The organism is Rhodopirellula sp. SH410 (genome assembly GCF_055811895.1).
This window is the reverse complement of record NZ_CM147949.1, coordinates 6,360,907-6,382,729: the sequence shown is the minus strand read 5'-3', so window position 1 is coordinate 6,382,729 and position 21,823 is coordinate 6,360,907. Positions and strand designations below refer to the sequence as shown.

Here is a 21,823-nt window from a genome sequence, read left to right as displayed (position 1 = left end):
ATGTCGCAGACGAAATGCTGACGGCGGACGCAGCCGCCACCAGCCGAAGGCACCTTTCGGCTCATGTGCGCCCCAGAGAGTCCTCGGCAGTTTGCGTTCCAACAAAGCTTGCTTCCCGCTTCTCCCGACGCACCGATCCTGCCGCAGTTACATTTAACTGACAAAAATAGCGGACGGCACCGCGATCCTTGACAACGCCGCACACCTGGCTCATCGCTGCGAAACCTAAGGTAGGCCGGATGGACCCATAAAAAGGGCGGCCTGCGTGTCTGGGGTGAATTCAACGCATGGTAGGGCGGGGGCTTCCGCCCGCATGCACTGCTCGTGCGGGCGGGGCACTCGCGTATACAAAACGCGAATCTCGCCGATTCAGCGGAGCATTGATTTAAAACGTTTTGCGCGCGTTGGTCGCTTGGATCCGTCAAGCGATCGCGACCCCAGGGATGACTCAATCAGCCACGCTCGGTTTGATGGGCGAGAGTTTCCGTAGGCGAAAAACGGCTGCGCGGGCGTACCGCAATACGGGCTCGATCGGGTTGTTTCGTCGGATATCGCTCGTCCTGGCCTGCATGTTCCCTTCAAAGATGTATTTTTTTCTAAGACAGCGTCTCTTTTTCGTTGTTTCCCCCCCGCAGGAGTCGTTAGACTTGGCGGGTCCGATGTTACGGTGGGAGAAACTCTTGCTAATTCGACTTACGGTTTGGGTTGGTCCCCTTCGGGCGAATTCTCTTTACTCTTCTTCTTTTGGAGCAGTCACATGAATCGTCGAGATCGTCAGGCCAGGGGCTTTACCTTGGTTGAACTATTGGTGGTGATCGCCATCATCGGAGTTTTAGTGGGCTTGTTATTGCCCGCCGTCCAAGCCGCCCGAGAGGCGGCGCGTCGAATGAGTTGCAGTAACAATTTCAAGCAAATCGGCTTGGCAATGCACAACTATCATTCTGCGTATGATCAGTTGCCTATTCACGGTTCCGGAACGGGCGTGGGGTTAACCGCAGGCTCTTCAAACTGGTGGCAAGCGTCCAACAGTTCGAACAAGCTGTGCTTGAGCGCCATGGTTGGGTTGACGCCATTTTTTGAGCAACAAGCACTCTGGCAACAAATTTCGAACCCCGACACTCAAACGGTGACCGGTGGGGCGCCACCGGCAGATACAGGGACTCCCGGCGCATGGCCAGCGATGGGGCCGAGCCCGAAGTCGTTTTCAACCAATCCGGGTTACATTCCGTGGTCGACGGAAATTTCAAACATCCGTTGCCCCAGCGATCCGGGAAGAGGCTTGCCTGGGCTCGGTCGTACAAACTACGGCACGTGCATGGGTGACTCGTACAGTACGCAGCATCAGAACCACATCAACGTCAATGGATCGAGCTTGCCACCGTACGGTCCAACAACCAGTTCGGGGAATGCCGCCAACGCCAAGGCCGTTCACCGCGGGCTGTTTTCGATTCACGTCGCGCGAGCTTTCCGCGACGTGCAGGATGGCCTATCGAATACGATCGCAATGGGCGAGATTATCTCCGACCAAGGCGACAGAGACAAACGCGGCGCTTACTCATGGGATGCTGGTGGGAGTGCCAACGATGTGCAAAATAATCCTTCGCACTGTGTGGCATCCAATGAGCTTGATCCTGAGCGGCCCCAATTCTGGTGCGGCACATCGAGCGTTGGTTGCACGCCTCCGGTCAGCTTGGAATCTAACTCCAGTAACAGCCGTGGGATGCGCTGGGCGGCAGCACTCCGTTCTGGCATTTCGGCTGTCTACACGGTTCGCCCACCCAATAGTGAGCTGTGCATCGGCCAATGGGCGGATAACCCGGGAGCATTTTCACCAAGCAGCTTTCACCAAGGTGGCGTTCATGTCTTGATGGGTGATGGTGCCGTGAAGTTCATTACGGATTCGATCGAATCCGGCAATCAGAATGCCCCGATTGTTACCAATTCCAGCAACCCCGGTGCGAAAAGCCCGTACGGTCTGTGGGGTTCACTCGGTACGCGAGCGTCGAAAGAGGTTGTCGAAAGCTTCTAGTCGCCAATCGCCAATCGCTTGATCTGGATCGAACCTCGCCTGCACCCCGTAGGCGAGGTTTTTTATGCACCCGCATCCATTCTCGGATTGCTCGCGTCACCCGATGCGCTACCACATTCGGCTTACCATTGCCGGTCGAGGTTCGGCTAAATCAACAGCCTGTTAGGCGTTGGCCAGTACTCATGGTTGTTTCCAGGGTGATGTTTCGGCTGTTGGCTTGGCGACGACATTCGATCGTGCGATCGAGCGTCGCAGCAGTGACAGTGGCCCGCCGGAACAAGCTGGGAAGCATGTCTTTCAGCCGCAGAAGAGGATGACTGTTCCGTGGGCGGATTCATTGGGGGGTGAGCCGCCGTGAAAATGCTCGCTCGGGACAATGGCCCCGAGCGACGACTCCAGTTCATCCGATTCAACGCAGCGTGGGACGAGCCCTTAGTACAGCAGAAACTCGATGGCGCCTGTCAGGACCACGGCGTCGTCGGTGCCGAGTTGGCCGGCTTGCCAGGCGGCGAAGTTGTCCAGGTAGTTCACACCGAGAACGGCTCGCGAGGGGATGCCGAACGTGTGGAAGTCCGTTTTTAGGTCGATCCCGTACGTCGTGGCAAAATCGCTGATGTGGTCCGTGACCGCACCACTGGTGTAGCGTCCGTTGAGATCGTACAGACCCAACGACAGGTCGAGCCAAACCGGCGTGCGGCCGAACACGGTTTGCCAGCCGGTAACAATCTTGGCGCCTTGGTAGTCGGAATCGATCGACTGGCTGCCTGCATCTTGATCCCAGTTCATCATGCTGTAGCCGAAACCGGCGGACAGGTGGTGATCGCCGAAATCCCAGGTATCTCGCATGATGGCATCGAAATTGATCATTTGCGTGGTATTGGTAACCCCGTATTTGATATTCGATTCAACGCTCGTGCGATATCCTTGAAATCGATGGTGGCCACCGAGCCCGACGATGGTGCCGATGGAATCACCCGAACTGGTCCCGAGGCTCGGTAGCAGCGGTGCCCAAACGCCCACGGACGAGTTCAGTTCCGAGCCGTCGACGGCGGAGGCTGTCGCGGTGCCAAGGGTGAGCCACCCCGCGAGCGTCATGATGACGATCCCGCTGAGGTTCCGGAAATTTTGATTGCAACGCATGGTGGGAGGGGGTCCACGGTGAGCAGAGAATTGGGAGCAAAGACGACCTCCGCACCATCAATCAATACTTCCTATCGGAGACCGCGCCGACCGTTCTCGCGTCGACCTTGAGCATTTCCGTTTGCTTTTCTATCCAAGGGTTACATCCCGCAGCACAGAGAAAAGGTGCGTGGGAAAACATTTTGATTCAAGTGCTTGCTAACCGCTCAAACCGGGGTAGCGTTGTTGCAGTTCCCCGCGGGCTTGAGCGGCCCGATCCGGCTTGCCTACCTTCGTCCATAAATCGATCAGTTGTTTTAGCGCTTCGACGTGCTCGGCGGCGTGAGTGGAATAGGACAGTTGCGTGTGCAGGTACGCGAGCAGCGCGCCCTCGTCGTCGCCGAGTGCCTGGTAACTGGCACCCTGTGCGTTGTAGATGGCGGCGGCGGTTTGCGTATCGGTTGGGTTGAGTTGTGCGATCATGTCGTTGACCATCTTGATCGCCTCTTCGCCCTGTCCCTGTTTCGCGGTGATCACTGCGATGCCGGCCTTCGCTAACGTCTGCAACCGTCGTTCACCCACTGAGTTCGGTTTGAGACCGGCAACCTTCGCCAACGCGTCCTTGGCCGGATCGAGCTCATTCTGCAGCAGCTTGATCATGCCCAGTTGGTACACCGATTCAATCTGCAGCTCACGTGAGGGGGACTTGCCTAAATATCCGTAGAACTGTGCCGCCTTGTCATGATTGCCCAACGCTTTGGCCAAATCGCCGAGTAACCGGGCCGCAGCGTAAAAATGCCAGGAGTCCGGGTGGGCTTTGACGAATCCGATCACGTTCGTGGTGGCTGTATTGAGGTCGCCTTGCCCCGAGAGGGCCATCTGACCTTGCGCATCGGCCAGGTAGAACTCGGCATCTGCCTTGATGACGTCTCGCGACAGTTTTGCGATGTCAATTTTCTTCAGTTCGTCAAAGGCTTGTTGATATTGTCCCTCCATCGCCAGTTCTCGGCCGCGGGTGAGCTCAGCGGGATCACCTTGGAAGAGGATGCGTGTGACATCGCTTGGCGAGAACGATTGATCTTTGCCACCGACCGTCATCACAATCTCATTCTTGCTGAGCGATTTGGTCCGCCCGATCACCGCCGCCCCGTCGTCTGGATAGAGTCGGTCTGTCTGGGCCTGGACGGTGCCTGTGTACAGGAGGGCCAGCAGAAGGGCAAAACAACAGCAACGCTTTGGCGAATGAGAAGTCATGGCAGAGTTGAGTTCGGTTGGTTTCAAACGGAAAGAATTGTCATGTTCGCCGATGGGGCGCTCGCCCCGGTCGTTCCATGGGAACCGAGGTGATCGCCAACACGGCTAATCAGTATGGGAGTTCAGCGGCCGGTTAGCCATTCGAAGGGGGCTCGGGCTGTTTCGGTGCCGGCGGCAACCCGGTTGGATTGTCGCCCGTGGCAACTTGAATTTTCTTGAGCAGTGCATCGAATTTTCTAAATTGATCGGGGCCGCCCATGTCGGGGTATAGGCCCGCCAGCCCGGTGATCACACTTGCCGCGCTCTTGGTAAGTTTGGGGTCCTTGGCAGCCTCACCTTGCCGAAATCGGCAGACCGCGAGGTGGTAGCGAGCATTGAAAAAGCGTTCGCGAAACGCGGGGCTTCGTTGCGTCATCACGCTGATCTTACCCCAGCCCCAAATCGCACCGTTCTTACCGCCACTGACGGCGGCATCGTAAGCGTCGGGTTTATACTTCGCTGGCAAGACCATCGCCCATTGCTCGTACGTCAAGGCGGCTTCTTCCTGGGCGTCGATCATGGTCGGTTTGGCTTTTAAAATCTCCCGAAACTCCTTCAGTGCCGCCGAATACTCGCCTTGCAAACGCAGTGCTTTGCCCAGCATGTAAGGAATCGTATCGGATGCCTCCGGCTTCTCTTTGAGTGTGCGAAAAGTGCTGGTAGCCGTCTTCAAGAGATCTGCGGTTTGTCCTTCCGCTTTGGTTTGGCCTGCCGGCATGGCCGACTCAGCCATCCCCAACATCGTTTGGCCGACCCACAACAACGTCGTGTCATCTTGAGAAATGCTAGCGATCTGCGACAAGAACACGTTGAAGGCATCGACGAGCTGTTTCTGCCGTGCAGGGGGCGCATTTTTGATTTGTGCTTGAATGTCGACCGCGAGCGTTCGGAACGTGGCGACCAATTTCTTCTTTCCCTCAGCGTCCTGGGCCGCCTGTTGCAGCTGATCGATTGCTTTGGAGGCGCGGGCGAGAAGTTTTTCCTGGTTGCCTCCCGGCGAGGTCATCTGCCCAGCGACCGCCTGCAGTTCGGTTCGATACAGATCAAACAGAAAATCTTGCGATGGAGCTTCGAGTTTGGATAGCAGCGTGATTGGGCCGTACTTCGGCTGGTCGAGCACTTTGACCGCGTCGTCGGGTCTGTCTTGACGCAAGCGGATTTTGGCGAGGACCAGGGCCGCATTCATCGCGTCAGCATCGACCAACCCACCTTGGATCTGGTTGAGACCGGAGGTCAGTTCCTGGGCAGCATTGACCAGTTGTGCATCGGACAGTTCGTCCTTGTCCTCACTGCGAAGTCGCAATGCTTCATTCCAGAAAAACAAACCGAGCGTTCGCCGGAATTGGGCCCGTCCGGGGCTTTCGGGCATCGCGTCAATCATGGCCTTGGCTTCCGCCAGATCGCCTTTCTTCAACGCCATGGCGATCGAGATGCCTTGGGCGGATGCCGCCTTGGGGTTGTCGGGCCATTTTTGGACTAAAAAATCACCGAGTTCTTTGATCTGGTTGACCCAAAAGTCGCTGCCCGTTCCTTCGGCCGAGATGATCTGCTGGGCCGAGTTCAATGCGATCAAGCCACCACTGAGTCCGATATCGGTGCCGGGGGCAAAATGCGCGAGTGAACTGCCGACAACGAAACTGTCTCGATAGTACTTTTCTTGCAATAAGAGGAACGCGAGAAACTGGCGAGCCTCATTGATCTCTGCGGATTCGGTCTCCGCGTTAATCATCGACAAGCCACGTCGCAGAATCACGGTCCCGGTTTGCCGCATGGATTTCAACGACTCGTTCAGGGACTCGATCTGTTCTGCGTTGCCGTCTTGCTTTTTCAGTGTCTCAACCTGTTCGGTGAGCAACTGTTGGGTTTGAAATAGCTCTCTCGCCGCCGCTAGCGCTGCTGAGAAATTTTGTGGATCATCGGCGGTCGGCATGTCAGCGACGGCTTCGGTGGCGGTGGCATCGATACCGATATCGGCGAGCAGTTTCAGCGTTGTGGCCTCATGTGTTCCCGGGATCTTCTTGGCCTGCATCAACAGTTTTCTGGCGTCGGAGATCGCCCGTTTTCGTTCGTTGGGTTTGTTGTTCTCTTCGTCCGCGTTCTTGGCCAGATAGGCGCGGGCGAGTTGAACTCGGAGGTCTTGCGCGATTTGGGTGCGTTGCTCGTTGGGGCGAAGCGATCGTTCCATCGGCTCACCCGTTTCAATTGCGGCGGCGTAGTCCTTCTTCTCACCTGAGAGCATCAGACTGACCAAGCCTGCGGCGGCGCCAATCTTCGCATCCCGGAACTCCGGCGCATCGCTCTGTTCGAGCATTCGCGTATAGCTTTCGAAAGCTTGATCGCGTTTGCCAAGCAATTGTTCAACCTTGCCGCGGGCATAGAACGCGGCCGCCCCGAGCACGTAGTTGTCGTACTTTTCGCTTAGATTGGTGTAGCTCTCGAGTGCTTGTTCGAGCAGTTTAGGAGCTTCTTTGACCGGGTCTTGGTAAGTCTCCGCAGCGAGCATTTTTGCTTCACCGGCATTTTGTAACGCCATCAAGAACTCGCCGCGGTACTGGTCCCGGAGCGCCGCCTTGTCCGGTTCGTTAACGAGATCGATGTCGGCAACCTTCATCTTCTCGAGTTTTCCCCGGAGCGTTGCGATGATCTCGTCAAACGTTTTGGCGGCCGCCTGGTATTGTTCGCGGGCCTGTTCGCGTTTGCCATCGTCGAGTTCCCCCACCATGAACTGCGAGCCGCGAAACAGCCTCAGTTTTCCCAGTTGTGCATGCGCTTCGGAGGCGCGGGGATTGTCCGGATGGTTTTTTAGGAATGCTTGCAGTTGCACTTCGGCTGCGGCAAAGGCTTCGTCCCGTCGTTCCACCGAGCGGGCGACACCCGCTGACTCGATATAGGTTTGCGCTTTCTCCAGCGGCACGGTCGTCATGAACGCGGAATCGACGCCCGGATATTGGTCCAACCGATCAAGATACGTGATCGCCAGTTCGTAGTACTCCGCCGCTCGCAAACGTTTGACGAAATCGGCCGCCTGTTCGCCCTGGGCGAGAGCGTGTGTCGTTCCAATCGTCCCAGCGAAATACAACGCGGCGCTGACGATCGCGATGCGACCGATGGCCGGTCGAGTGAGACGCCCACGCGAGTTGGGCGATGGAGACTGGACAACGAGAGGCGATCGCGGCATGGGAAATATCGAGCAAGAGACGAATCGACGGGCGTGTCGGCGGGAGTTCGGCATGTTGAGCAGCACTACACTAGGTTAAAGTGCCGGTAGCGGACTAGCAACCTTTTCGCATTCAATGCAGCCAGGTTGTTTTCAAATTCGAGAGTCTGCATCGTTTCACCACTCATCATACCTGCGTCCGATGCGAATCCCCAGCGAACTTCACGGCGAATCCCTCTACGGCAGAAAAACCGGTCGCTCCACCCCGCCAGGCCAATCGTGGCGGCGAGTCATCCGGCTGCTCATCGTCATGGCGCTCATCCTGGTTGTCATGCGTCAGGCGGCCCGTTCGGGGGTCTTTGAAGTTTTCTTCCCAACGACGGAACACAAACAGCTGACTCAGCGACGCCCGCCCGCCAAGGCGCAGCGAACGGTCGCGAGTCAACACATACCTGAAAAGACGCAGCCCGTCCCACCGGGGTTCGAGGCATGGGTGAGCGAACAGTCGAGCGAGGCCGTCACGACGGCACTTGCGAGCTGGCTCGATGGCCACACCGACGAACTCGGTGAGAGCGGAACGCCCATTCCCCATCCGGCTGGTGGTCAACCTCAGATGGCTCTGGCGATGCAACAGAAACTGATCGCAGCCATGCATGACGGTACGGTTTGGCGGGCAGCCGACGGACCCGGTCTGACCGCAACGCTGGCGATGCACCTCCCCTCGGGGCAACGATTTGCAGAGCTCAATGCGGCGCGGCGACGAGCGATCCCGGCGGGCGTCCTGCCTCTGCTACAACAGCCGAGTGTCTATCGCGGAGCGACCGTGATCGCCAGCGGCGAGCTGGTACAAATCGAACGCGTGCAGGCGGCCGACAATCCTTTTAATGTCTCGTCGTATTGGAATCTGTGGCTACTGCCGCTCGACGCCAGCAATCGGCCGTGGCTCGTGATCGTGCCCGAACTGCCGCCGGAAATTTCGGCTCTTGTCGGGACTACAAACGGTACACAGGATCTGGCGCCATCTGCCGATGCCCCCGTCGCCAAACAATCGTGGCCGGTGAACGCACCGCGACCTCGGATCGAAGTCGATGGAGAGTTTCTCAAACGGCTATCCTATCAATCCGCCGCAGGCGCCGAGCTCACGCCCGTCGTCACCGGTCACATTGCCGCCATTGATGCCAATGGCAACCGTGTTGTTGCCGCAGCGATCGGGCAATCCGAACCCCGTGACGTGGTGGCGAGCGATTCGCCTGACGCGATCCCCCTGGTGTGGATCGTCGCCGGCTCGGTCGGCGTTGGTTTGCTGATTGCGATGTGGGTGATGTGGCGGACGGCGACGCTGAACCGACAGCTGCGGGCGAGACGGAATCGGCATCAGGTCAAACTGGGACTCGCGTGGATACTGTGTTCCATCACCGCGCCGTCACTCGCATCGGCCCAATCGATGCTGGACCTGTTACCCGGCTACGATGTTCCGCGAATGCAAGAGCTGACGCGGCAGGCCGAGCCGACCCTGGGCAGTCCGCGGATTGACGTCGACGAACTCGCCAAGATGGTGTTCCGCATCAACCGGCTCAGTGAGCCGTCCTTGCAACAACGCGTCGCTCAATCCGCTTCAGTGCCGATCGTGGGCGATGCCATCGAAATCGATGAAGCGATTGTCGCGAACGCTCCCCTGAGCATCACAACGGAGCTGCAGGAGTATCTTGAGCTCAAGCAAATCGACATGATTCAGCTGGCCGATGTCGTGGGAGTACCCCATGTGCTGTTTTCGAAACGCTTGCCCACCGAGGCTGCCGCGGGGGATCGTGTTTCCGGCGTCGCGGTTCGGATCCGTGCTGCGGCCGCCCCCCCTACCGACAACCCAATCCCAACAACGGTTGAGCAAGCACCCCGCGACTTGATTGTCGACGTGGCGGGGCGATTGAACTGGACCCCCGCCCATCCGCGGTCACCTGCCGAAAAGGTGCTCTCGATGTCGGGGCTGGACCTGGGGCGATTGGAGGATATCGACAAGCTCGATCGGCAACCATTGTCGGGGTCTGATTCGCCACTGTTCTATCCGATGATGGGGGCTGCCAACGTCAATGGAAATCGCGTCGGCGACAAGGCTCAGTGGGACCAAGCCATCCGCTCGATGCGTGAATCCACCGTCGCGGTTTCGCCCGTGGAACTTTTGCAGAATCCACACAAGTTCACCGGCGACTGGATTGGGCTCGATGTCGAGACCGTGCGGATCACCCGGGTGGCAATCCAATCGGAGCAGCGCAGGGGTGAGGTCGGTCGTGACTTTTACTATGAAATCGATGCGATTGGTGATCTCGGCAATGTGGAGCTGAAGATAGAGGTTCCCGGTGGCGATCCCGTCACGATGGAGAATCGGTATCCTGTTACGATCGTCACCGCCGAGCTCCCAGCATTTCTCGAGCAGGCGGGTGGTGGCGAAGCCCAACTCGTCAGCACCCGCAAGGTGCCGATTCGGGTGGAGGGTTTTTTCTATCGATTATGGAGCTACGAATCGGATCTGATGCGATCGCATGGTGGAAAGCAGTTCGCACCCTTGGTCATCGCCGGTGTGATCGAGGACGCGCGTGCGGGTTCGGCCGATCCACTCGGCGTCCAAGCGATTGGCAATCTCGCCGCGGTCGGTGTGGTCGCAGCCATTGTTGCCGTTATCATCTTTGGCGTTGTGACGCGGCGTGGCGACCGTCGAGCGCGCCAGCGAAAAAACGATGACTGCTAAGCCTCTCCGGGACTCCTTCGCCAGTCCCTCGAGACACCCTCCCGCACGCTTCATCGAGCTGCGTGGACAGCGTCTTGCGTCGGGCTCGGATCACGCGTGGGAACAGGCAGGCAGCGTTCCAACTGATACCCGAATACATGTTATGCTACGCACCTCTTTACTCGATACATCAAGGTTTCATGAATGACTGCAAAACACAGCGTGATCGCATCGGATTGGTGGGATTACACGACGCTCGACCAAGACATCATCGACGAAGCGGCGGCGCTCTCGCCCAGTGAGATGCTCGCCCTCTCACGGCCTGGATTTCGCGTCGTCTTCTACGACACCTTGGAAGATTTTTACCTGGCCGAAGCGCTCGAGTACCTCGAAGCGTGGAAACAATCGACGGACGATAATCCGGTCGGTGTGTGTGGCCCCATCGGTCCAACGGAACAGTTGCCACTGGTGACACGAATGATCAATTCGCTCGAGCTCGACGTGCGGAGCGGTCACTTCTGGGGCATGGATGAGTGGATTGTTGACGGCACCGAAGTTCCCGCAGACCATCCGCTGTCGTTTGAGAAATGCGATCGTGAAATGTTACTTGATCGTATCGATGCCAAACTGCGGATGGCGGACGAAAACTTGCACTTCCCCAAAGCGGATGTGACGCCGTACCGAAAGAGTTGGGATAGCGGCGTGCGATGCGCCGTCATGCAGGGCGGACAGGGCGACGTCAAACACTGGGCCTTCAACGACCCGCTACGTCGTGAAGGACAATGGAAAGATACCCCGCCGCCTCCAGAGGAGTATCGTAAACTGGCGACGAGAGTCGTCGACCTGCACCCGCTGACGATCGCTCAAAACGCACGGACGAGCGGGGGGGGGAATATCTCGTTGGTGCCGACGGCTGCCGTCACGGTCGGCCCCGTCGAAACGTGGCAGGCAGAAAAAGTATCGATCTGGCACGCGGGCGCCCACGACAACCCTTTTGGTCAACGATTGACCTGCCTGATGATTGCCAAAGGCATGGCGAATTCGGCTGTCCCGATGTCCTTGCTCGCTGATCATCCCAACGTCCAATTCAATTACTACCGAGGCGGCATCGGTACCTGTTCTGTCGAAATGCATTAGGCCCCGTTCCAGTGCCAACAAACTCCAACCTGTAGAAAGCAATTCGGTATGGCAACGCATAAAGTAAAAATGACTCTTCCGCCGCGCGAAATCAAAAGGGCGGACGCTACTTTCGACGTCGAACGTGACGGTAAGAAGTTCGGAACTCTCGAAATCTCCAATGGCTCCGTCGTCTGGTTCCCACCCTATACCCAACACGGGCTCAAGATGAGTTGGAAGAAATTCGCGGGGCTGATGGAAGAACATGCAACCCGCGTCGAGACGCGTTAACGCCTCGAACGGGCATGTTGAAGTTTGCCACCGGACCGAGTCGTCCGGCGACCATGCATTCCATGTCAGTCAGCTGACTGGCGTTGGCAGATGGAATTGCTCCAACCGAGTGGTCATGCGTGCACGGTTAGGGCACTTGAAAAGTGGCCTCGCCGTCACGTGTCCATTGGCATTACAAAGGTGAATTCTCGCGAGCGTTTGCTCGCGATTTCACCTACTCACGTCTATCGTTTGCCGCCATCTCGATGGATCTTGCCTCGCCGCCGCATGCTTCCGCTGCCCTCACGCCGCATCCCCGCGCGACAGAGAATCGCAATCTGACTCGGAGTATGGGGGATGCAGCGTTTTTTGGCGGCATGGTCGGCTGTGGGGAAACGTATTTCTCGGCTTTCGCGTTGGCGATGGGGCTTGGCGAAACCGCATCGGGAATGGTGGCGAGTGTTCCGCTGCTGGTCGGTGGAACGATGCAATTGGTTTCGCCGCTGGCGATCCGATGGTTGGGCAGTTTTCATCGTTGGATTGTCCTGGGGGCTGTGCTTCAATCGGCGGCCTTTCTCCCGCTCGCCTGGGCGGCTTGGTCGGGGTCACTTTCCCTGGTGATGCTGCTGTTGATCGCGTCGGTTTACTGGGCGGCAGGTCTGGCGATTGGCCCGGCGTGGAACACTTGGATCGAACAAGTGGTTCCGGCAGACCGTCGCACTCGTTTTTTTGCTCGCCGGTCGCGACTGCAGCAGATCTGCACGTTCGCCTCGTTGATGTCGGCTGGGCTGTTTTTGCAGTGGACGAGCAAGAGCGATCAAACATTGCTGGGGTTTGCCGCTCTCTTCTTCGCTGCAGGACTGTTTCGTTTGGTGTCCGCCGTGTTCCTGCATCGGACCGATTCGAGCGGTGCGGCGCCGGACGCGTCGGAGGTGCCTGCACCGCATGCCAAGGCTGAATCAGTGGCACACGGCGGAACGCGTGGCGATTCTCCGCAGGCGGTTGGCGGCGAGGCGCGTCAATTGCTGACCTATCTCGTCCTCATGCAGGCATTCGTGCAAATCAGCGGTCCGTTTTTCACCCCGTATATGCTGAAGCAATTATCTTTCGGTTATGGCACGTTCGTGATGTTGGTTTCGGTGGCATTCATCAGCAAGGTGCTGTCGATGTCATTCTGGGGCCGTATCGCTGAGCGATCGGGAGCAACGCGTACGTTATGGATCGGCGGAGTGGGGCTGGTGCCGTTGTCGGCGCTGTGGATCTGCTCCGACCATGTGGCTTGGCTATTCCTGGTTCAGCTGCTCAGTGGATTTTTTTGGGCGGCGTATGAACTCGGCTTCTTTTTGATGTTTTTCGAAATCATGCCGCCTGCGCAGCGGACGAGATTGTTGACCTACTACAATTTTGCCAACACGTTGGCGGTATGCGTTGGCGCGTTGACGGGAGCCGCGATCATGGGATGGATCGGGTACTCCGCAGAGGGATACCACACCCTGTTCGGCATCTCGTCGGGTGGACGATTATTGTGTTTGGGATTGCTGGCGGGGATCGCACTCCCTCAACACTCCCTGCGGCAGATTCGCTTGCGTTTTTTGTCGATTCGTCCGGGGGCAGGTAGCGTCGTGGCACCGATCCTGGCCAGTGCCGAGGATGAGTGTGGATCATGACGATGGAATTCGCTGGAGTGGTTTCATGATGCCTCGGTAGGTGGTGCGTGGGGTTGATGGATTGGGACACGAACAATCCGTCGCGGGAGCGATGCAGGTTCCTGCCCAAGAAATTTTCTAGTGATTCCGTGGCGGTTTCTGGAGTGGTAAGCAACGAACTCCTTGGCTGACGATTCGATGTGCTTTGTCGGTTCTCCCCTTTTCACTCTCTTCAGGATCAAACGATGAAAGCCATCTCCGGATTGCTCGGTTCCATCGCTGTGTTAACACTCACGACTTCCGCAATTGCTCAGCCCCCTGGCGGCGGACGCGGCCAAGGTGGATTCAATAACGCTGGCGCCGGTGTCTCTCCTGTCGATCGCCTGATGACGATGGACACCAACGGGGACGGACAATTAACGGTCGATGAGGTCACGGACGTCCGTTTGCGAACGATGCTAAACCGAGCGGATGCCAATCAAGACGGGATGGTCACGAGGGCGGAACTGACAGCGATGGCCGGGGGACAGTCCAATGGCAGCGGCCAGCGTGGTCCTGGCGGACCGCCTCCCGGCGGGATGCCCGGCGGCCCCGGTGGCTTTGGTCCTCCGCAGCCTGGGCAAATTATCCCTTCGTTTATGCAGGACCAACTTGAATTGACGGCCGATCAGCGAGCTGCGATCGCGAAACTACAAGCCGAGGTCGACGCACAGTTGTCCCGGATATTGACCCCTGAACAACAACAGCAAATGAAACAAGGTCCGAGGGGACCCGGTGGCCCCCAAGACATGGAGCAGGGACCGGAGCAGAGACGAGGCGGTCGTGCTCAGTGACGCCCACCGGCGGTCCGCAAACGCAAATTTTCGGGCTCGTCCGTCGATCTTTCGTTTCGCCTCTGCCGCAGAGGCGGTGGGGCGTGTCTAATCGGCGGCGCGGTTGCCGATGACCCTGTCGAGCAGCCTCAAACTTTCATCGAGACGCCAACGACGCGGGCGAGACGTCGTAGCAGCAGTGGATGAGTGAGTCCGCCTTCGGATTTCCTGGACTGCTTGTTGGCGGCAACCTGCTGGGCTTGTTCGATGAGCGCATCGATGTTGACCTTGGGCAGCAGTTGCGGGCCAATCGATAAGAGAGCCAGTGCCTTGCCACTGGCCTCTTGGTCATTGACGATCGCTGCGGCGACACTGTCACACGTGAACTCGTTGAGTCGAGATAGCGGTTTGTAAACCATCGCGATATGGCTGCGAATCAAGCCGCTGTGTCCCAGTTGATGATGGGCGAGTTCATGTGCGATCACGAACTGTAGTACCTTGGCACTCTTGGTGGTTAAGGCGCCATACACCATGTCGTCGGTCAGCAGCACAATGCGTTTGCCTTTGATCTTTGCCGCATGAGCGTTCTGGCTGTTGTCCTCGTAGATGTACACGTCCGGGATATCGGTCATCTGCATTTGTATTGCCGATTGACGCAGGATGTTATAGACGTCCGGGAATTGATTCGGCCCGAGCTTGATCGCGCTGCCGTGCAGTTTCGCGAGGTGCTTCTTCTGATTCATGAAAAACGCGAATATCCCGATCAGCACGAAGATGAGGCCAATCCCGACCGTGGCAGTGATGAATATGATTATCGGTACTGCGAAGCTGATCACGGCGAGCAAGCTGCCGACAGTCTGGTGCCAACCGGTCCCGGGAACGATGTAGTCCTTGGCATGGACTGGGTTGCCAGCGGCCGGTGGTTTGCCAGCTGGCAGGTCATTGGCGGCCGGTTGGGGGACAGGGGCGACGCTAGACATGAGAAATCCTGGGGCAATATCGGATTGGAACGAACCGATAAAATACCAGAACCCAAACGCTATGTGGGGGAGTCACTTCCCCTGGAGGGAGATCCCCATCCGGTCACCCACCCGCGCGTACAGTTCGCGATGTCGATTTGAATTCTCGATCAGGTCTGGATCGAATTGAACTCGCCCCGGCGGGAAAATGACGATGGTCGATGAACCGCCGAAGCGGAAGTAGCCCTTCTCGCTGCCCTTGGAAACCGCCGTGGCCTCACGGTAGGTTTGGCGAATACTGCCCACGCAGGTCGCGCCGATCTCCATCACCAGGACTTTCCCCATGGAAGGTGTCTGGACCTCGGTCAAACATCGTTTGTTCCTCGCCAGAATTTGAATGTTCTGCCGCAGGGCAATCGGATTGACCGAGTACAACGGGCCATTGATCAGTCGCGTTGGCCCTGGCACACCCGCGACGGGGAAATGAAAGCGGTGATAGTCGACCGGACACAATCGAGATAGCAACAGACTGCCGGCGGCGTACTCCGCGGCGAGCTCTGCGTCGTCGACGAGTGTCGCCAGATCAAACATTTCGCCTTTGACGAACAAACCGTTGCACTGCGATAGATCTGGCACGCAGAGGTGGCGACCGTCAGCGGGGAAAACGATCGAGGCGGGGTTGGGATCGACCGGTCGCGCATCAGGTTTGAGTTCCCGGTAGAAGAATTCGTTGAAGTTGGCAAAGTCGTCAACATCACGGACAAACTCACTCGCATCGAGCCCGTAGTCGTCGATGAAGGGAGCGATCTTCTTGCGGGTACCTGGCTGATCCATCTTCCAGCCGTACCAATGGGAAAATAGGGCTCGCTTGACAACGGTGTTCAGTGAAATCCGCCCCACAACCGTCCCGTACGTCCAGCGCAACGCCTGGTCACCGTAAACTTTCTCGACGCAAGTCTTTTGCAGATAGCGATCGTAGTAAACAATTTCGTCCACGGTATGCTCTTGGCCGTTAGGAGGGAGTGGGGGAATGGCCGATACGTTTGCGACCGCTGGCGTCCCGGAGGTCGTGCTTCGATCCATGTTGCTTACCGCGGTTGGCGGCGTCTGGGTCATGTTGGCTGCGCCCGCTACCACTTTTGCGGACGATCGAAACATCGCACTCGAGTTTTAGCCAATCGCGTGCGGTCTGTTTGACGGCCAAGGTACGGGCGTGAATCAATGCGGTCTCGCTGACGTTTGCGGTGCTGTCGTCGGCGTGGTAGCGTGGCAACCCGCGTACGTAACCTTCCGCATAGGACGCACCACTGCCCCTCGCGTAAGCGCCGTACTGCAGTTGCGCCGAGGCGCTGATCGTCAGCAACAGTTCGCGGAACAAAGCGATGCAGTTATGAACATCATCGACGGGGCCATAAAACCAAAACAGAGTTCGCGGACCGCGGGTACCAAAATACCAGCTCGTCATGGGAAAGATCTCATCGACAACGTACGCAGCCAAACTCTTTTCCCAGTTGCAGGCGCGACGACCGTTCACCGGGCAGGCCATGCGAGTGAAACGCATGTTGTCGACGTTGTCCTCCTCGACAATGTCGTCGCGAGAGAGATTGTGACGCAGCAGCAGGTTCTGCATCATCCGCAACGCGTTGCGTTTCTCACCTTCGGTACTCGCGGCGTTGGTCGCGGTACTGTCGAGCGAACGCAAGCGATGCAGAACTTTGTCGAACTCCTTCTGCGTCAATGTCTGTTCGACGCCCCGACCTGATTGACGCGAGGCGACCGGTAGCGTCGACTCACCCGCGATCGCAGGCCGAGTCCAATATCCCGTAACGATCAGGCTATCATCGTCGCTGGGGTTCCACGTGTCATAGATCACATGGTCGATCACGCTGCAGAAATGTCCCGCTCGACGATGTTTCGGAGCGGTCAAGTTGACGATCACTGCGCCTTGGGGCAGGCCTGCAGGTGACAACACGGTCCCACATCCAGCATGGTACTCCCAGCCCAGCGTTTCAAGGTATTCCGCTGCGACGCTGGTTACCAATCCGTTTCGCGGTGTCATGTCGGCGATCGCGCCGAGCGCCCGGTAGACGTCGCGATAGCTCGTGCCGGTGGCGATCGCGATTGCCCGGGTGACACAGTCACCGGCCAGTCCCACGTAACCGCTGTCGGCTCGTCCGCCATCATCCCAGGTCAATTCCATCGCTCTGCGTCCCATTCGTGTTCAATCCAGTGCGGCGTTGCCACCCGCACAAGTACCACGATGTTGTCAGCTATCGAACGGATTTTGCCAAGAGGTCAGTGACGTCGGATCGAAGGAACAATGAATGAAGCTTAGTCCCGAATGGGACGACAGGTTGTAGCCACGGGCGTGGGCCCGTGGAATTGGACTTTTTGAATTCTCGTATTCACGATCGATCCATAGGCTCACGCCCATGGATCGATCCTGCAGCCGCTTCGCGGCTCAGGCGATTTCCCCAGCCAGATGGTCAATGTCTAACTGCGTCGGCGACGGCCGCGGCGGACACCCACAAAGGCAAAGGCAAGTCCGCAGCAAGCGATGACGAACGAACTCGGTTCGGGAACCGTGCTGCTGACGCTGGGGTTTCGCACAATATATCCATCGTCTCCCGAAACGTAGTTGGCGAGCGTGTCCCCGAAGACCCAGTTCACACCAAAGGACTCGTTGGTTGGACTGTTCAGAACGATCGGCGCGCCGGTGCCAAGGCCCGTCCAATCAGGAACACCATTGGGTGCGGCGATAGTGTAGTTTGCGAAATCCGCAAATGTGAATGGAGAGCCAGAAATCGGAAGCACGAACGCACCAGCATCATACTCATAAACTTTAGCCACCTGGCCCGCGAGGTCGGCAAAGGTCAAGTCGTAACCATTGTTGTAAAGTGGCTGAAATGCCGGATTGGATGGTTCATTGGCCAGGACAGCATAGTTGCCCGCCCCATCAGTGATCCAAATGTTCAGGTACGGCGCAACCGCAGGACCACTCCCTGCTGTAAAACGAGTCTCGTCGTCGAGGCGTTCAATCGAAATGCGATCGATTTCGCCGACCTTCGTGCCATCGATGTCGGACGAACCCAACGCGGCCTTTTGGCCCGAGTCGGAAATGACGAACTCTGTTTGGACGCCACTCGCGATAATGTCTGGTGCAGTACCTCCGCTTTCGCGGATCACAAACGAAACAAATCCGGCGTCTGCGGTTGAGGCCGTGCCTAGCAGCAGTGCCGTGGTGAGTGCGCAGAGGGCACTCGTTGTCTTCAGTCTCATGAAATTCCCTTTCAGAGTAGCTAAGAAAAAACCGCCAGATCGTCTGGCGGCAGCTCCTAAGCTATCGATGTGGTAGGGGGATCGCAACTAGACCACTGTTTGTGAAGCTCGATTACGGCACGAGCAGCGCGGTGCCGGTGACGGCGGCGGCTTGGTACCAAGCACCTTTCACGCTCAAGGGCACTGGTGGGATGATCCAAGGGGCGCAGTTGCCGGGACGGTAGTACCCCAGTGCGTACTGACATTCATGGGGTGAGTGGACCCCCATCTTGTAGGGCAGCACGGCGATGTTCAGGAAGAAGTGTGCCGACGAGATGATTGGCTGGGCCAGCGGTCCGGCGGTATGGCCGTAACGCTCGAGGTTGACTTCTTCGAAGTACAGCGGTTTGTGACATAGGTTGGAAGCGGCGTATGTCATCGTCATCGGAGTCCATTGCCGCGGTGTGTGGGCGACTTGTTCGATCAAGCATTCTGTCGGCAAACCCCAGTTTTGTGAGATATAGGCGAGGTCCGCTTCGCTGAGTTCGTTCAGCGGCAGTTCTTCCTTGCTGCCAAACTGCGTTCGAATGATTGCATTTTCATACGCGAGGTCATCGAGTCGGCCTGTGCCCATAGGACGTCCATCAATGCTTCTCCAGACGCGTACTTTTTGATTCTCATTGAATCGTTCTTTGAGCTTGTCGAACTCCTTCACGTCGATCACGTCTGGGCGAAACGGTGGGCTCGGGTCGAGAGAAACCTGGTCGATCGTGGCGCTGCGAATCCGTTCACGAAACTCGTCGCAGGACAATCCCGTGCCACTGTTGGCCGGTCCGTCTTCGTTGGGATCAAAAATCTCTGGGAGATTTCCGCTTTTGAAACGATCTTGGTCGCGGCGGTCTCGTTCCGAATCGAGGGCTGGTTTGGATCCGCGATTGGCATCGCGGTTTTCAAATGGATTGGGAGCGAAGGACTTCAGGTCCGATGGTGAGTCCGCGGATTCTTTCTGCGGGATGCCCGGAGGCAGCACTTGCAGGTTCTCTGGCTTTTGTGGCGGAGCAGGTTCGACCAGCGATGACTCTGCAGGATCGCTGCCGAGCATCCCGCGAATCGATGAACCATCGGCACCCGGTCGGACCTGCGCGGTGCTCGGGGGTGCCGTTTTCTGATCGGTGGTGGGGCCGAACCCAAACAAACTTTCCAGGTTGTCGTTGGAGGCTTTGCCTTGAACGCTCTCCTGAGTCGGTTGAGGTGCCGGTTGTGAGTACGGGATCATGGAGGGGGCCGGCGGCGGTAGCTCTTCAGCGGCGCTGCGGTTGGGTGCCTGAAGCACAGGGCTCGCAGGGAGCGTCGGTCCCGTTGGGTTTGGGACGGCAGAACTCGGTGGTGTCACCGCGGGCCCACGGAATTCATTCTCAGGCAATGAAAAGCCGCTGCGGGGTGAATCCGATTGCGGATTCGTCCAGGCCACCTGTCGCAGGTTCGGTTCGCCGGCTGGACGGAGGCGGTTGGACTCGGCGGCCGGCAGGGCCGGTTCGTTGGGCGAGTTGGCTGCCGTTGCAACGATTCGGGGGGTGTAGGTGCCGTCGCCCGATGGATGGGCTGGCCGCGGTTGAGTTGGCGTCTGAGCGAAGGCGGCGTCGCTGATTTGGCGGGCTTGTTCGGCGGCAATCTGAGGGCTGGTACGCCACTTCAGGTTCCAGCCCGGACGCTGCTTGTCGGCGGTCCCACTGGATTCAATGGAGGCGTTCGCCGCAATGGTGGAGGAGCGAACCTGAGGCACCGGGCGGAGGCCGGGGTTACCGTGCCAACCGGTTGATTGAGCGGCCACCGGCGAGAGGGACACACCTCCGATCAGTGCGGCCGCGGCGAGTGGGTTACAACGAATCGCCCGACTGAACGTCAGGGCTATAGTTCGGCGCTTCTTGCGTGATTGCAATGTCATGTGGGTGGTTCTCCCTCACCGTGGCGGCCGAAACGCGAATGAATTTCGCGTCTCGACGTAGTTCTTCGATCGTCCGTGTACCGATGTATCCCATGCCGGCGCGGAGTCCGCCGACCAATTGGTAAGCGTAATCCGACAGCGGCCCTTTGAACGGCACGCGTCCTTCGACACCTTCGGGGACGAGTTTGCCCGCTTCGGTGCCTTTTTGGCGATACCGGTCACTGCTGCCCTTGACCATTGCACCCATCGACCCCATGCCCCGGTACGCTTTGAACGTTCGACCTTGGTAGAGAATCATTTTGCCGGGGCTTTCGGCGAGTCCGGCAAATAGGCTGCCGATCATGACCGTGCTCGCCCCTGCGGCGAGTGCTTTGGTGATGTCGCCGCTGAAGCGAATGCCGCCGTCAGCGATGACAGGAATGTTCCGTTCGTGTGCAACTTGCACGGCACTGAGGATGGCCGTTACCTGCGGCACTCCGATGCCGCTGATCACCCGTGTGGTGCAAATTGATCCGGGCCCGATGCCAACCTTCACCGCATCGGCTCCGGCAGCAATCAGATCCGCTGCTCCCTGAGCCGTCGCGACGTTTCCGGCGACGACATCGATGTCCCATCCTTTATTCGATTTGATTTCTCTGACGGTGTCGATCACGTTCTTGCTGTGCCCGTGAGCCGAATCGACCACGAGCAGGTCAACGCCTTGTTTGATCAGCTTTTCAGCTCGATCGAAATCGCCGACACCAATCGCGGCACCCACACGCAATCGGCCCTGCGGGTCTTTGCATGCCCGCGGGAACCGCTTCATCATGTCGATGTCACGAATCGTTATTAACCCCGTCAGTTTTCTTTCTTCGTCAATCAGGAGAAGTTTCTCCACCCTTTTTTCCGTTAAAATCTTCTCAGCTTGCGCAAGACTCACATTCCCTACAGCCGTCACCAAATTATTTTTTGTCATGACCTCGGAAACCGGCAGATTCGGATCTTCGAGGAACCGCAAATCGCGACGTGTCAGAATGCCGACGAGGGTCCGGTCGCCCGTCACGATGGGGATCCCCGAGACATTGGCTCGATCCATCATTTCCGCCGCTCTGCCGACCTGTTCTTCAGGGCCGAGGGTGACAGGGTCGATGATGATGCCGTTGGCCGACCGTTTTACTTTGAGGACTTCTTCGGTCTGCTGCCGCACCGAGAGGTTTTTGTGGATGATGCCCATGCCCCCCTCTTTGGCGAGCGCGATCGCCATTTCCGCTTCGGTGACGGTGTCCATCGGCGATGAGATGAGCGGGATTTGCAGTCGAATCCGCTGCGTCAGCTGGCTGCTGACGTCGACTTCGCTGGGCACCACCTCGCTGTAGGCAGGCAACAGGAGAACGTCGTCAAAAGTAATGCCAAGATCGCCGATTTTGTCGTGAAACATCGCTGGGGGCTGCCATTGCCGAGGAATGGGTCGGGAAGGCGAGCGATTATGACGCGAAAGCGAAGTCTGTTGTAGGGCCC

General features: G+C 58.0%; 15 protein-coding genes. 6 read left to right on the top strand and 9 right to left on the bottom strand.

The annotated features are described in order from the left end of the window. Positions 1–757: 757 nt before the first annotated feature. The gene (locus SH410x_RS23325; protein WP_473671215.1) at positions 758–2,029 is read left to right on the top strand and encodes a DUF1559 family PulG-like putative transporter; all 1,272 of its coding nucleotides are present in this window, start codon (positions 758–760) and stop codon (positions 2,027–2,029) included. Positions 2,030–2,461: 432 nt separating this feature from the next. Here SH410x_RS23325 and SH410x_RS23320 read toward each other — a convergent pair whose 3' ends face one another. The 3 genes from SH410x_RS23320 to SH410x_RS23310 all read right to left on the bottom strand — a co-directional run bounded on the left by SH410x_RS23320 (position 2,462) and on the right by SH410x_RS23310 (position 7,619). Further along, positions 2,462–3,169, bottom strand: coding sequence for a hypothetical protein (locus SH410x_RS23320; RefSeq protein WP_473671213.1), 708 nt, complete (start codon positions 3,167–3,169; stop codon positions 2,462–2,464). A 198-nt stretch (positions 3,170–3,367) separates the two neighbouring features. After that, positions 3,368–4,402 carry a tetratricopeptide repeat protein gene (locus tag SH410x_RS23315; RefSeq protein ID WP_473671212.1) on the bottom strand — a complete coding sequence of 345 codons (1,035 nt, stop codon included), beginning with the start codon at positions 4,400–4,402 and terminating at the stop codon, positions 3,368–3,370. A gap of 133 nt (positions 4,403–4,535) precedes the next feature. Beyond that, on the bottom strand, positions 4,536–7,619 hold the full coding sequence (locus SH410x_RS23310; RefSeq protein WP_473671210.1) for an outer membrane protein assembly factor BamD: 3,084 nt from the start codon (positions 7,617–7,619) through the stop codon (positions 4,536–4,538). Positions 7,620–7,800: 181 nt separating this feature from the next. Here SH410x_RS23310 and SH410x_RS23305 point away from each other — a divergent pair, with 181 nt between their 5' ends. The 5 genes from SH410x_RS23305 to SH410x_RS23285 all read left to right on the top strand — a co-directional run bounded on the left by SH410x_RS23305 (position 7,801) and on the right by SH410x_RS23285 (position 14,185). Beyond that, entirely contained in the window at positions 7,801–10,341 is a 2,541-nt protein-coding gene (locus SH410x_RS23305) for a hypothetical protein (RefSeq protein WP_473671208.1), read from the top strand. Positions 10,342–10,524: 183 nt separating this feature from the next. Beyond that, complete coding sequence (locus SH410x_RS23300; protein WP_473671206.1) at positions 10,525–11,457, top strand: sugar phosphate isomerase family; 933 nt, start codon at positions 10,525–10,527, stop codon at positions 11,455–11,457. 69 nt (positions 11,458–11,526) lie between these two features. Further along, on the top strand, positions 11,527–11,727 hold the full coding sequence (locus SH410x_RS23295; protein ID WP_473671204.1) for a hypothetical protein: 201 nt from the start codon (positions 11,527–11,529) through the stop codon (positions 11,725–11,727). 329 nt (positions 11,728–12,056) lie between these two features. Further along, positions 12,057–13,373, top strand: a complete 1,317-nt coding sequence (locus SH410x_RS23290) for an MFS transporter (protein ID WP_473677382.1) — start codon at positions 12,057–12,059, stop codon at positions 13,371–13,373. A 224-nt stretch (positions 13,374–13,597) separates the two neighbouring features. Next, on the top strand, positions 13,598–14,185 hold the full coding sequence (locus SH410x_RS23285) for an EF-hand domain-containing protein (RefSeq protein WP_473671202.1): 588 nt from the start codon (positions 13,598–13,600) through the stop codon (positions 14,183–14,185). Positions 14,186–14,313: 128 nt separating this feature from the next. On the opposite strand, the gene SH410x_RS23280 is transcribed toward SH410x_RS23285, so the two are convergent. The 6 genes from SH410x_RS23280 to guaB all read right to left on the bottom strand — a co-directional run bounded on the left by SH410x_RS23280 (position 14,314) and on the right by guaB (position 21,743). Then, on the bottom strand, positions 14,314–15,144 hold the full coding sequence (locus SH410x_RS23280) for a M48 family metallopeptidase (RefSeq protein ID WP_473671200.1): 831 nt from the start codon (positions 15,142–15,144) through the stop codon (positions 14,314–14,316). Between the two features lie 72 nt (positions 15,145–15,216). After that, positions 15,217–16,119 carry a phosphatidylserine decarboxylase gene (locus SH410x_RS23275; RefSeq protein ID WP_473671198.1) on the bottom strand — a complete coding sequence of 301 codons (903 nt, stop codon included), beginning with the start codon at positions 16,117–16,119 and terminating at the stop codon, positions 15,217–15,219. Between the two features lie 16 nt (positions 16,120–16,135). Then, a complete protein-coding gene (locus tag SH410x_RS23270) occupies positions 16,136–17,323 on the bottom strand; it encodes a DUF2786 domain-containing protein (protein ID WP_473671197.1) in 1,188 nt (395 codons plus the stop codon). Between the two features lie 293 nt (positions 17,324–17,616). Beyond that, positions 17,617–18,402 carry a hypothetical protein gene (locus tag SH410x_RS23265; RefSeq protein WP_473671195.1) on the bottom strand — a complete coding sequence of 262 codons (786 nt, stop codon included), beginning with the start codon at positions 18,400–18,402 and terminating at the stop codon, positions 17,617–17,619. Positions 18,403–18,514: 112 nt separating this feature from the next. Continuing rightward, the gene (locus SH410x_RS23260; protein WP_473671193.1) at positions 18,515–20,326 is read right to left on the bottom strand and encodes a hypothetical protein; all 1,812 of its coding nucleotides are present in this window, start codon (positions 20,324–20,326) and stop codon (positions 18,515–18,517) included. Next, positions 20,259–21,743 carry an IMP dehydrogenase gene (gene guaB / locus SH410x_RS23255; protein ID WP_473671191.1) on the bottom strand — a complete coding sequence of 495 codons (1,485 nt, stop codon included), beginning with the start codon at positions 21,741–21,743 and terminating at the stop codon, positions 20,259–20,261. Before guaB ends, SH410x_RS23260 begins: the two co-directional genes overlap by 68 nt. Between the last annotated feature and the right edge of the window lie 80 nt (positions 21,744–21,823).